Below are 12,345 nucleotides of genomic sequence, written 5' to 3' on the forward strand. Positions count from 1 at the left end.
AACTAAGAATCATTATTATTCTTAGCTGGAGTTGAAGCATGGCTAAACGCTTTTGTAAGTTAAACCGTCGAGATATCACCGAACACTTGGGCGAGATCCACAGCTTGGTGACTGAACCTAAGTTCGTGTGTCGTTCTTGTGCGCGTTCTTCGGCGGATCAAGCGAATCTATGCAAACCCACCGCAATTCCACCTCTTGGTTGTCAAAACAAACCCGTTGAAGAGAAAGTCGCATGCGGCCTGCTAGCGGAAACATTACCTGCACCAGAACTGTCGCTTGCGGAAATCAACGAGGCAATTGAACCGAGCGTACAAATGTTCGATCCAGCCGCCGCTGATATGGCCCCTGAGCTTGCCAAAAAAGAAGCCGCACAGAAAAAAGCCAAGCTGAAAAAACTGATGGCGAAGGCGAGCGGTGATGAGAAAGCTGAACTCAAACAAGCGAAGAAAGCGGCTAAGAAACAAGAGAAGTACAATAAGAAACTGGCGAAGATGATTAAGAAGCAGCAAAAGCTGTTTAAGAAAAGTCAGAAGCTGGAAAGTGAATTGGAACGAATCAACCTACAACTTGATGATGTTGCCTTCACTGAAACCAAGACTCAGGTAGTGAGCCACAATCAAATTCACTGAAGTTGATTTGAATGGTTTATTGCTACAGCGATGATTTAAAAAGAGCGACCTTAGGTCGCTCTTTTGCTTTTTGGGGTTATCCGAGCTGACTCATGTAGCTCGTTCAAATCAGCTAAGCGTTGCTTGCGGATCTTGCTACGCGCTTCTTCACCCACGTCTCATTGACGAATAAAGAGAATAAGATAACGGCGCCACCAATAGACAAGCGAACCAAATCGACATCTCTGTTCCAAATCAGGATATTCACCACCAGACCAGCAGGAACCAAGGCATTGTTCATCACTGCCAGCGCGCCAGCATTCACCATGCACGCGCCTTTATTCCACATAAAGTAACCCAGCCCCGACGCAATCAAGCCAAGGTAGATCAGGATTCCCCATTGAAGTGTGGTGGTGGGCAGTTTCTCTGGGTTGCCTAGTAGCATGAAAGCAACGGAAGCGACGCATAGCGCCCCTAAGTAGAAGTAACCAAATACGGTTCGCTGAGGCAACTCGGTCGATTCCTTCTCCATCACCACCTTGTAGCCCACCTGACCAATAGCAAAGCACAGGTTCGCGCCTTGCACGACGAGGAAGCCGACTAAAAAGTTTTCGTTAATACCTGCGAACTTAATGAATACCGCGCCCAATACCGCAATTGCCGCTGTCACTAGGTACCACGGAGAGAATTGCCCTTTGAGAAAGTCATAAATAAGCGTGACGTAAATTGGCGTGAAAACGGTAAACAAAAGGACTTCAGGAACGGATAGCAGTAAGAAAGATTGATAGTAGAAGCAGTACATCAGGCCAAGCTGGATACCACCAATTGCCATCAATTTAGCGATCAGCTTACGCGATACGCCGCGAAACTTTAGGAAAGGAAGAAATACGACGCCGGCAAGGGCAACACGCATTAAAACAGAGAACCAAGCATCAACCTGACCCGCAAGGTAAACGCCGATCAGGCTAAAGGAGAAGGCCCATAGGAGGGTAACACCAGCTAAATAGCTCATAGTAAAACTTCGTTAATAAGATATGAGCTGTATGTTACCTAACCTTAATTCATTAGTCTTCTGAATCTCTTAGAGGCACGACCAGCATATCAACCGGAGAGGCGTTGATCAGTTGTCGTGTTGAAGAAAGTAGCTTGCTCCAGAAATCTTGATGGTGACCACAAACCACTAAATCAACATTAAACTCGTTGATGGTGTCACACAGCTCATGACTCAAATCGCCACTGCCCACTAAGGTATGGGTGATTGGGTATTGAGCATGCTCAGCAAAATTTTGCAGCTGAACTCGAGATGCTTCCATCGCGTTATGTTGGGTTTCTGCCATGTTGATATCAATCAGGCCGGTATACAGCTCCGCGTAGTTAATATCGATATGGATAAAAGAGACTTTGGCTTCCAATGGCTTAGCCAATGCTACCGCTTTATCCACAATTAATTTGCTGTCTTCTGATAAATCGACCGCGACCAAAATATGTTTGTAACTCATATCGCTACCTCCTTTATTCATTGTCTGATTTAAGATTAGCACTATGCGATGGCTTTTTTTGCTGAAGTGATCTCATATCCACTGTCTTGCGTAATGACAGCTCGAAATATTGGTTAACTAATGGCCTGCGAGATATTCATTAAATAGTGATATAGTAGAGAAAATTGAGGATGTAATTAGGAGTCTTAAATGCTGTCAAAAACTATGGTTGAGCAACTGAATGATCAAATTAACCTAGAATTTTTCTCATCCAATCTATACTTACAAATGAGTGCTTGGTGTGAAGACAAAGGATTTGAAGGTGCAGCAGAGTTTCTGCGTGTTCATGCAGTAGAAGAAATGGAACATATGCAGCGTCTTTTCACTTACGTAAGTGAAACAGGTGCAATGCCAATTCTAGGTGCGATTGAAGCGCCAAAACATGAATTTGATAGCCTTGGTGCTGTGTTCCGTGAAACTTATGAACATGAGCAAATGATTACTCAAAAGATCAACAAACTGGCTCACGTTGCTTTCAGCACACAAGACTACTCAACCTTTAACTTCCTGCAATGGTACGTTGCAGAGCAACACGAAGAAGAGAAGTTGTTTAAAGGTGTATTGGATAAGCTAGAACTTGTTGGTGAAGACGGTAAAGCACTGTTCTTTATTGATAAAGACCTAGCGCAATTGGCAAAAGATGGTTCATCTTCAATTATGGAAGCTCCTGCCGTTTAGGTAGTACGAAAAAGACACTGATTATCTTTTTCTTTTGAGTTTTCTTATGAAGATGTAGGGAGGAAAGGATGATCAGCGGCGACACTATTCTATTTGCACTAATGGTTGTGACTTGCGTGAACTGGGCGCGTTATTTTACTGCGCTAAGAACGCTCATTTATATTATGCGAGAAGCGCATCCTCTACTTTATCAACAAGTAGACGGAGGCGGTTTTTTCACAACCCATGGCAATATGACCAAACAGGTTCGCCTGTTCAGTTACATCAAAAGCAAAGAGTATCACCAACATCATGACGAAGTTTTTACTTCGAAGTGCGATCGCGTAAGACAGTTATTCATACTCTCTTCCGCTCTGCTAGGTGTAACCTTGCTGTCTTCTTTCATCGTCTAAGTTATTTAGTACGTGTGAAGTAGAGTTTAGGTTTTGGTGTAAAGCTTCGGTTGTTGGTTCGCTAAGCCAAGTAGTGGTTTTGCTGCTGTCTGCAAATTGTACAATTGAACATCAATTGCAAAGTTTAAAATTGCCGCTAGAATAGCGAGCAATTAGTAAGGATGTGCTGTTTATGCACATCCTTTTTTATTGATGGCATTTCGAGAACAGGGCGTACTCGAGGTGCAAAAGTGAAGAAAGCAGAACCCCAATGAGTGAAAAGTTTGATGTAATCGTAATTGGTGCGGGCGCCGCGGGCTTAATGTGTGCTGCGGAAGCGGGTAAACGCGGCCGACGAGTGCTGGTGGTTGATCATGCAAAGAAACCAGGCAGAAAAATTTTAATCTCAGGTGGCGGTCGTTGTAACTTCACTAACTATGATGTTTCAGCCAACAACTTCCTGTGTAACAACCCTCACTTCGTGAAGTCAGCTTTATCTCAATACACCAACTGGGATTTTATCTCGATGGTGAGCAAGTACGGTATTGAGTTCGAAGAGCGTGATCACGGCCAGTTGTTCTGTGTGAATGACCACACAGCAAAAGATATCGTGAGCATGCTGCTTGACGAGTGTAAGCAGGCGAAAGTAGAACAACGCTACCGTTGTGATGTTCACTCCATCGAAAAAACAGACGCTGGCTTCAAGATGCACCTTAATACCGACGAAGTTGAGTGTGACTCACTGGTTGTGGCGACGGGCGGTTTATCGATGCCGAAACTAGGCGCGACGCCATTTGGCTATAAGATTGCCGAGCAGTTTGGTTTGTCTGTGATGCCGACTACTGCGGGTTTGGTGCCATTTACTCTGCATAAAGAAGACAAAGAAGCCTTTGCTGAGCTTTCAGGAATCGCGATTCCTGCCGAGATCACCGCGCAAGACGGCACCTTATTCAAAGAAGCGTTGCTGTTTACCCACCGCGGCTTATCTGGTCCTTCGGTATTGCAAATTTCTTCGTTCTGGAAAGCGGGTCAATCGGTTTCGATTAATCTAGTACCAGAAGTGGACGTTGCTGAACTACTTGAAAACTCTCGAGAGAAACACCCAAATCAGAGCCTGAAAAACACCTTAGCGAAAGCATTACCAAAGCGTTTTGTAGAAGTACTGATTGACCGCAAAGAGCTTGAAGACAAGCCGCTCAAGCAGTTCAATGAAAAACAGCTGAATGACATTGTAGAGCATCTAGAGAACTGGAAAATCGCGCCAAACGGCACCGAAGGTTACCGAACAGCGGAAGTGACTCTAGGCGGTGTGGACACCAATCATCTATCTTCAAAAACCATGGAATGTAAGACGGTTTCTGGCCTCTACTTCATCGGTGAAGTAATGGACGTAACAGGTTGGTTAGGAGGATATAACTTCCAATGGTGCTGGAGCTCTGGCTTTGCAGCAGGCCAGTGGGTTTAAGCTTACCCATTAGATTTTAAATGACATAAAAATGGCGAGTCATACGACTCGCCATTTTTGTATTCAAAGCTTGTTATCGTTGATAATTCGGGAAGTCGCGTAGTGCGATAATCCTAATCTTTCTGGGCATTAACTTTCAGGGCTGAGGTTGTTTTTCTTCTTTCCCCATTTGATCTGCTGGATAACAAGGCCGGCAATGATCAGTACCAAGCCAAACAGGGTCGCTGGGTGAATATCTTCACCAATGATGGTCGAAAGTAGCATCAACGAGATAAACGGTGACGCAAAAATCAGGTTGCTGATACGTGCCGTGTTGTTGGTCAGTTTTAATGCCGAGAGCCACAAGACAAAGGTAATGCCCATCTCAAACAGGCCTACGTAAGTCACAGCCATCCAACCTTTTGCTGTGATTTGGCTAAAGCTCTCGCCTTCGTAAAGGGTTAAACCGATCGCGAAGGGCAATGCCACTAAGAAACCAAGCAATACGCCAATCACAGGGTCAGCCTTGTTTTTGGTGTTTAGAATCCAGTATCCCGCCCAAAGCAAGGTTGAAAGTAGCGCCAGAGCCACACCGAGTGGGCTATCGAACTGCATTCCTAGCACATCGCCTTTGGTGGCAATGACCACCACACCCGCATAACTGAAGGTACAAGCAATCCAATCTTGCTTACGAATCTTTTGTCCGAGAAAAACCGCCGCCATCAAGGTTAGCGTGATTGCCCAGCTGTAGTTAATGGCCTGCGCTTGAGATGCAGGCAATAGGTCGTATGCTTTGAATAGAATCAGGTAGTAGGCCAGTGGATTGACCAAGCCGAGCAGTAGGTAATACCAAGGGTTTGAAAGGAACGTAGTACTCAGCTGAGAAAGCTTGCCTTGAAAGGCGCAGATGGCGATCAGTGCCATCGATGACACTATGCTGGCAATGGTCAGCATTTGAATCGGTGAAAACTCAGCAAGGGTCAGCTTAAAAGCAGTAGCAACTGTTGACCACAGTAATACCGCGGAAAGGCCAAAGCCCAAGGCACGACGTTCGTTCATAGCAACTCATTCTAATTTGATGGGACAGAATACGGAGCGCCTAGTCTATCTGTCGAAATTTAATACGGCAAACTGGACATTTATCCAGTATCAAAATACCATTTAATGAGTTACTTCCAATTAGGCTAAATCATTATCATGCAATGGATTATCGAACATCAGGCAACGCTTATTGCTGCAATTTCTGGCGCGCTCGTCAGCGGCGGTGTCGTGGGTTGGTGGATTAAACAGAAGCTCTCTTTTCAGCAGCGATTGCTCGAGCAGCAGCTAGAGTCCGATCGTTTGTTGCATGAATCTCAGCAAGCTCAGCTCAAAGCATCACTCGCAGAGGCGCAACAAGAGCTCGATGAGTTAGATGATGACCGAGACAAAGCGGCATTCGAGCTCAAGCAGGCGCACGGTAAGGTGATGGCTGCAATGGAAAAACTGCGCTACTTTGAGGCGGTAAAGCAAGAGCGCCAGCAGTACGCTGATGAGATCAATGTGCTTAAAGATCATAAGTCTGAATTAGAAGCCGAGCTGCGCGAGCAAGAAGCAAGGCATGACCAAGAAAACCTCGCCAATAGCGAAAAGCTGCAGTTGCTAGAGCAAGCTGAATCACGACTTAAGCAGCAGTTTGAATTGTTAGCGAACCAACTGTTTGAAACCAAAACCGCCAAGGTCGATCAGCAGAATAAGCAGAGCCTAGAAGGTTTGTTGTCTCCACTAAGAGAGCAGTTGGAAGGCTTTAAGAAACAAGTGAACGACAGCTTCAGCCAAGAAGCCAAAGAGCGTCATACTTTGGTGCATGAGCTTAAAAACCTGCAGCGTCTTAATGAGAGTATGACGCGTGAAGCGGTGAACCTGACTCAAGCGCTAAAGGGTGACAACAAACAACAAGGTAACTGGGGCGAGGTGGTGCTGGCTCGCGTGCTTGCTGAATCAGGACTGCGCGAAGGCCACGAATACCAAACGCAAGTGAACCTGCAAAACGATGCGGGCAAGCGTTATCAACCGGATGTGATTGTGCATCTGCCACAAGATAAGCAAGTGGTGGTCGATTCCAAAATGGCGCTGGTGGCATTTGAACGCTACTTCAATGCCGAAACCGACCAGCAGCGTGATGCTGCATTGCGTGATCACTTGGTGTCGTTAAGAGCGCACATCAAAGGTTTGAGCCAGAAAGATTATCATCAGCTCAAAGGCATCCAAAGCTTGGATTACGTGTTGATGTTTATCCCGGTTGAGCCAGCATTCCAAGTCGCTATTCAAGCCGACCCTAGCTTGGTGAAAGACGCGATGGAGCAAAATATCATCTTGGTCAGCCCAACGACCTTGCTGGTGGCACTGCGTACCATTGATAACCTGTGGCGTAATGAAAGACAGAACCAGAACGCTCAAGTCATCGCAGAACGTGCGAGCAAGCTTTACGACAAGCTGCGTCTGTTTGTTGATGATATGGAAGGCCTTGGCAGCTCACTTGATAGAGCAAACCAAAGTTATCAAGGGGCGATGAATAAGCTAGTCACAGGGCGAGGCAACGTGATTCGTCAGGCCGAAAGCTTCAAGCAATTGGGTGTTGAAGTGAAGAAACCGATCTCGATTGGTTTGGCCGAAATGGCGCAAAATGAGGCTTTTTCAGAAAATGCCTCCTTAGTAGAAAGACAACCCGCTGAGGATAAAGTAAACTAATCGGCCGCAGCGCCTCTAAACACGGAGCGTGCTGTCGATGAGAACTTACCATGGTAGATAACAGCATTATGGACACAAGCGTGCAGACAAATTCAGCAGTAGAGTCAGAAACCACACACTTTGGTTTCGAAACAGTCGCGAAAGACGAAAAAGTCGCGAAAGTAGCAGAGGTATTTCACTCTGTAGCCTCTAAATACGACATCATGAATGACTTAATGTCGGGTGGTGTTCACCGCTTGTGGAAGCGATTCACGATTGATTGCAGTGGCGTTCGCCCTGGTCAGCGTATCCTAGATCTTGGTGGTGGTACTGGCGACCTTACTGCGAAATTCTCGCGTATCGTTGGTGAAAAAGGCCACGTGGTTCTTGCTGATATCAACAACTCAATGCTGAATGTTGGCCGTGATAAGCTGCGTGATAGCGGCATTGTTGGCAACGTACACTACGTACAAGCGAACGCTGAAGAGTTGCCATTCCCAGATAACTACTTCGATTGCATTACGATCAGCTTCTGTCTGCGTAACGTAACCGATAAAGACCAAGCGCTGCGTTCTATGTACCGCGTACTTAAGCCGGGTGGCCGTCTGTTGGTTCTTGAGTTTTCTAAGCCAGTGCTTGAGCCACTATCAAAGGTTTACGACGCATACTCTTTCCACCTGTTGCCAAAAATGGGTGAGTTGATTGCTAACGATGCAGACAGCTACCGTTACCTTGCAGAATCTATTCGTATGCACCCAAATCAAGAGACTTTGGAAGGTATGATGCAAGAAGCGGGTTTTGAAAATACGAAATACTTCAACCTAACGGGCGGCATTGTAGCGCTGCACCGTGGTTACAAGTTCTAGTCGAACTTGGTAGTAGGCTCTTAGGGCGTGCTAAACAATAAGAATAAAGACAGAACGGATAGGTTAAGGCTTATCCGTTTTCAAAGGTAAGGACAGTCATGCCATTTGATCCATTGGTCACCGCGGTTATTGAAACCTCTTTAAATACTTTCGTGAACGATGATCCCGCCTTGGTTCGTCGTTTGTCTCGTTTAAAGGGGCAGATCATTCAAGTCAATTTGAAAGAGTTGAATAAAACACTCACTTTCGTTTTCAGCCAACAGATTGATGTGTTGTCGGAATACGAAGGGCAGCCTGATTGCTACCTATCTTTGAACCTATCGGTACTGCCTGAACTGCGTGAGCAATCGAACATCACCAAGCTGATCAAGCAAGATAAGTTGATCTTAGAGGGTGATATTCAACTGGCTCAGAAATTTGCTCAACTGATGACAGACTGCAAGCCTGATTTGGAAGAGTGGTTATCGCGTGTGACGGGTGATGTGGTTGCGCATACCTTGGTGCAAGGCGTTAAAAACGTCGGTGGCTTTGTAGCAAAACAGGCGACTAAGCATCAAAACCATGTTGCTCAAGTTCTGACTGAAGAGTGGAAGATCGCACCAGCACCGTTAGAAGTCGCGCATTTTTGCGACCAAGTTGATGACGTAAAAAGCTCTGCTGCTCGTCTTGAAGCTAAGTTGAACGCTCTGTTGGAGAAAGCATGACCCCAGCAGAACTGAAACGTCTTTATCATATTATCAAGGTACAGTTGGAATACGGCCTTGATGAGTTGATGCCGGAACACCAACTGACTAAAGCTCCTTTGTTGGCGCGAAAGTCACTGTTTTGGCTTAAGAACAAGCATCAAGATAAAGAGTTGGGTCATCGCTTGCGCCTTGCGCTGCAAGAACTTGGTCCAGTGTGGATCAAGTTTGGACAGATGATGTCGACACGTCGTGATCTGTTCCCTCCTCATATCGCCGATCAGTTGGCGTTGTTGCAAGACCAAGTTGCGCCGTTTGATGGTCAACTGGCGAAGCAAGATATGGAAAAGGCGTTGGGTGGCTGTTTAGACAACTGGTTTACCGACTTTGATATCGAGCCACTGGCTTCTGCTTCTATCGCTCAGGTGCATACCGCAAAGCTTAAAGAGAGCGGTCGTGAGATTGTTCTGAAGGTAATTCGACCTGATATTCGCCCGGTGATTGACGCAGATCTAAAACTGATGCACCGAATGGCGCGTATAGTCGCTAAGTCGCTTCCTGAAGCACGTCGTTTGAAACCGGTTGAAGTGGTTCACGAGTACGAGAAAACGTTACTTGATGAACTCGACCTGCGCCGTGAGGCGGCCAATGCCATTCAACTGCGACGTAATTTTGAAGGCAGTGAAGAGCTGTATGTTCCAGAGGTTATCCCTGATCTAAGCAGCGAAACCCTGATGGTGTCAGAGCGAATCTATGGTATTCAAGTCTCCGATATTGAGACGCTAGAAGCCAACGGCACCAACATGAAATTGCTCGCGGAACGCGGTGTGACGGTATTCTTCACCCAAGTATTCCGAGATAGCTTTTTCCATGCAGACATGCACCCGGGCAACGTATTTGTTAACCCAGAGAATCCAGATAACCCTCAGTGGATTGGTTTGGATTGTGGCATTGTTGGTACGCTCAATAGCGAAGATAAGCGCTATTTAGCAGAGAACTTGTTGGCTTTCTTCAATCGAGATTACCGTAAAGTTGCTGAGCTACACGTTGATTCGGGGTGGGTGCCACACGACACTAACGTCAATGATTTTGAGTTCGCGATCCGTATGGTGTGTGAGCCAATCTTTGCAAAACCACTTGGCGAGATCTCATTTGGCCATGTGTTGCTAAACTTATTTAATACAGCAAGACGTTTCAACATGGAGGTTCAACCTCAGTTGGTGCTTCTGCAAAAGACCTTGTTGTATGTCGAAGGCCTAGGCCGTCAGCTGTATCCGCAACTTGATTTGTGGGCAACGGCGAAGCCTTTCCTTGAAACCTGGATGATGAATCAGGTGGGGCCGCAAGCTGTGATCAACGCAGTAAAAGAGCGTGCGCCATTCTGGGCAGAAAAACTGCCAGAGCTGCCAGAGCTACTTTATGACAGCTTGCGCCAAGGTAAAGCGATGAACCACAGAATGGATCAGCTTTATCAAGGTTACCGAGATAGTAAGCGTCAGCAAGCAACTGGAAAGTTTTTGTTTGGCGTTGGAGCCACTTTAGTCGTATGCTCCGCAATATTAGTTTCAAGCCCTTATGAGCAGCTATCTATGGGCTGTGGCATCGCAGGTGTCACATTTTGGTTGCTTAGTTGGCGAGCTTACCGTCGTTAGACAGTAGACTCTCTTAATATTTTTATGTGTAGACAGACCCGAGGACAATGACAATGGGTGGTATCAGTATTTGGCAACTTCTAATCATTGCTGTAATTGTAATTTTGCTATTCGGAACAAAGAAACTGCGCGGTATGGGTGGTGACTTAGGTTCAGCGGTTAAAGGCTTCAAAAAAGCGATGAGCGATGAAGACAAGCCTGCAGATAAGAAAGATGCAGACTTCGAACCAAAGAATATTGAACAGCAGAAGACAGAAGCTCACGCTGAAACAACTGCTGAAACAAAGAAAGACAAAGAGCAGGCGTAAATCGTGTTTGATATCGGTTTTTGGGAACTGGTATTAATATCTGTCGTTGGGTTAGTGGTTTTAGGGCCTGAGCGTTTGCCCGTGGCGATTCGCAGTATTTCCAAGTTTGTTGGACAAGCGAAAAGCATGGCAAACAGTGTGAAAGATGAACTTTCTCATGAGCTTAAGGTGCAAGAGCTGCAAGAAAACCTACGCAAGGCGGAAAAAATGGGTATGGAAGATTTATCTCCAGACCTTAAAGCGTCAGTCGATGAACTCAAGCAGGCCGCTGCTGAGGTTCAACGTCCGTATGCTAAGCCTGAGTCTGATAAGCCAAGTGAGACTAAACCTAGTGTCATGGAAACTGTGGAATCTGAAACCATTCAGGTCAACAGCGAAGCTTCAGCACCGTCAGATAAGAAAGCCGAATAGTCTCGCAAGGAGGAGTCGCCGGATACTTGATTCGCTAGATGTTTAAATAGATATCTATTCAAGTAAATAACTATTCAAGTGGATACCAATTCAACTGGATAGATACACGCGCGGCTCCTTTTCGATCTTCCTGTTTAAGAGGTTTGACATGTCTTCGACTGAGCAGACACAGCCTTTAATTAGCCACCTTCTAGAACTACGTAATCGCCTACTACGTGCGATTGTCGCGGTGCTAGTGATATTTGTCGGGCTAATTTATTTTGCTAATGATATTTATGAATTCGTATCAGCACCTTTGGTAGATCGTCTACCGGAAGGGGCGACGATGATCGCAACCGATGTTGCATCGCCATTTTTCACACCGCTGAAATTAACCTTGATCGCGTCTATATTCCTCGCGGTTCCGTTTATTTTGTATCAGGTGTGGGCTTTTGTTGCTCCGGGTTTATACAAGCATGAAAAACGCTTGATCATGCCGCTATTGGCTTCAAGTTCATTGCTGTTTTACTGTGGTGTGGCGTTCGCTTACTTTATTGTATTCCCGTTGGTATTTGGCTTTTTTACGGCCATATCATTAGGGGGAGTAGAGTTCGCAACCGACATCTCAAGCTATCTTGATTTTGTACTCGCGCTGTTCTTTGCTTTTGGTATTGCCTTTGAAGTGCCTGTTGCGATTATCTTGTTGTGTTGGACGGGGGCAACAACGCCTCAATCTCTGTCTGAAAAGCGTCCTTACATTGTGGTGGGTGCTTTCATCATCGGTATGATGCTGACACCTCCAGATATGATCTCGCAAACACTGTTGGCGATTCCAATGTGTATTCTGTTTGAGATTGGTCTGTTTTTCGCACGCTTTTATACGCGTAAGCCAGATGCGGATGAAGAGGAAGAAGCTGAATCTTGATTCGGAATGCTTCAGTAAAAATCACATAATAAAAAAGCGGCCTAGGGCCGCTTTTTTATTATGTCTGTTTATCGAATCTTTAACTGATAGCCACAGTTCTGACATATATAGAGCTCTTTGATGCCCAAAATTTTATGCCATAGGGTTCGATGTTGACGTTGTAAGTGTTGTGA

Annotated in this window: 14 protein-coding genes; 11 read left to right on the plus strand and 3 right to left on the minus strand. The window is 45.7% G+C overall.

Annotated elements, in window-relative coordinates; all coding sequences use genetic code 11:
- Window positions 1–38: 38 nt before the first annotated feature.
- Window positions 39–629: a hypothetical protein gene (locus tag ACED41_RS09925; RefSeq protein ID WP_017060147.1), complete on the plus strand. Its 591-nt coding sequence runs from the start codon at window positions 39–41 to the stop codon at window positions 627–629.
- Window positions 630–741: 112 nt separating this feature from the next.
- Here the strand turns inward: ACED41_RS09925 and ACED41_RS09930 are convergent, their stop codons facing one another.
- Together ACED41_RS09930 and uspA are read right to left on the minus strand one after the other, a co-directional pair.
- The gene (locus ACED41_RS09930; protein ID WP_371724898.1) at window positions 742–1,620 is read right to left on the minus strand and encodes a carboxylate/amino acid/amine transporter; all 879 of its coding nucleotides are present in this window, start codon (window positions 1,618–1,620) and stop codon (window positions 742–744) included.
- 52 nt (window positions 1,621–1,672) lie between these two features.
- Window positions 1,673–2,107, minus strand: a complete 435-nt coding sequence (gene uspA, locus ACED41_RS09935; protein ID WP_004735555.1) for a universal stress protein UspA — start codon at window positions 2,105–2,107, stop codon at window positions 1,673–1,675.
- Between the two features lie 189 nt (window positions 2,108–2,296).
- Here uspA and ftnA point away from each other — a divergent pair, with 189 nt between their 5' ends.
- The 3 genes from ftnA (at window position 2,297) to ACED41_RS09950 (ending at window position 4,660) form a co-directional block, all read left to right on the plus strand.
- Window positions 2,297–2,824: a non-heme ferritin gene (gene ftnA / locus ACED41_RS09940; RefSeq protein ID WP_004735556.1), complete on the plus strand. Its 528-nt coding sequence runs from the start codon at window positions 2,297–2,299 to the stop codon at window positions 2,822–2,824.
- Between the two features lie 68 nt (window positions 2,825–2,892).
- Window positions 2,893–3,216, plus strand: a complete 324-nt coding sequence (gene uspB / locus ACED41_RS09945) for a universal stress protein UspB (RefSeq protein WP_371724899.1) — start codon at window positions 2,893–2,895, stop codon at window positions 3,214–3,216.
- A gap of 250 nt (window positions 3,217–3,466) precedes the next feature.
- Window positions 3,467–4,660, plus strand: a complete 1,194-nt coding sequence (locus tag ACED41_RS09950; protein ID WP_371724900.1) for an NAD(P)/FAD-dependent oxidoreductase — start codon at window positions 3,467–3,469, stop codon at window positions 4,658–4,660.
- A gap of 129 nt (window positions 4,661–4,789) precedes the next feature.
- Here ACED41_RS09950 and ACED41_RS09955 read toward each other — a convergent pair whose 3' ends face one another.
- Window positions 4,790–5,698, minus strand: a complete 909-nt coding sequence (locus tag ACED41_RS09955; protein ID WP_108100385.1) for a DMT family transporter — start codon at window positions 5,696–5,698, stop codon at window positions 4,790–4,792.
- Window positions 5,699–5,836: 138 nt separating this feature from the next.
- Between ACED41_RS09955 and rmuC the strand changes: the two genes are divergently transcribed.
- From rmuC to tatC, 7 genes are all read left to right on the plus strand, one after another.
- The gene (gene rmuC / locus ACED41_RS09960) at window positions 5,837–7,369 is read left to right on the plus strand and encodes a DNA recombination protein RmuC (protein WP_171732309.1); all 1,533 of its coding nucleotides are present in this window, start codon (window positions 5,837–5,839) and stop codon (window positions 7,367–7,369) included.
- Between the two features lie 65 nt (window positions 7,370–7,434).
- Window positions 7,435–8,214, plus strand: coding sequence for a bifunctional demethylmenaquinone methyltransferase/2-methoxy-6-polyprenyl-1,4-benzoquinol methylase UbiE (ubiE, locus tag ACED41_RS09965; RefSeq protein ID WP_371724911.1), 780 nt, complete (start codon window positions 7,435–7,437; stop codon window positions 8,212–8,214).
- A 98-nt stretch (window positions 8,215–8,312) separates the two neighbouring features.
- On the plus strand, window positions 8,313–8,918 hold the full coding sequence (locus ACED41_RS09970) for an SCP2 domain-containing protein (RefSeq protein WP_017063051.1): 606 nt from the start codon (window positions 8,313–8,315) through the stop codon (window positions 8,916–8,918).
- On the plus strand, window positions 8,915–10,549 hold the full coding sequence (gene ubiB, locus ACED41_RS09975; RefSeq protein ID WP_136977225.1) for a ubiquinone biosynthesis regulatory protein kinase UbiB: 1,635 nt from the start codon (window positions 8,915–8,917) through the stop codon (window positions 10,547–10,549). The genes ACED41_RS09970 and ubiB overlap by 4 nt, the downstream gene beginning before the upstream one ends.
- Window positions 10,550–10,602: 53 nt before the next feature.
- On the plus strand, window positions 10,603–10,857 hold the full coding sequence (gene tatA, locus ACED41_RS09980; protein WP_017060154.1) for a Sec-independent protein translocase subunit TatA: 255 nt from the start codon (window positions 10,603–10,605) through the stop codon (window positions 10,855–10,857).
- 3 nt (window positions 10,858–10,860) lie between these two features.
- Complete coding sequence (gene tatB, locus ACED41_RS09985) at window positions 10,861–11,268, plus strand: Sec-independent protein translocase protein TatB (RefSeq protein WP_017060155.1); 408 nt, start codon at window positions 10,861–10,863, stop codon at window positions 11,266–11,268.
- Window positions 11,269–11,416: 148 nt separating this feature from the next.
- A complete protein-coding gene (gene tatC / locus ACED41_RS09990; RefSeq protein WP_017060156.1) occupies window positions 11,417–12,172 on the plus strand; it encodes a twin-arginine translocase subunit TatC in 756 nt (251 codons plus the stop codon).
- The last annotated feature ends 173 nt before the right edge of the window (window positions 12,173–12,345 follow it).

The sequence above is a fragment of the Vibrio sp. 1F255 genome, from assembly GCF_041439145.1.
In the GTDB taxonomy this organism is placed as follows: Bacteria; Pseudomonadota; Gammaproteobacteria; order Enterobacterales; family Vibrionaceae; genus Vibrio; species Vibrio crassostreae_C.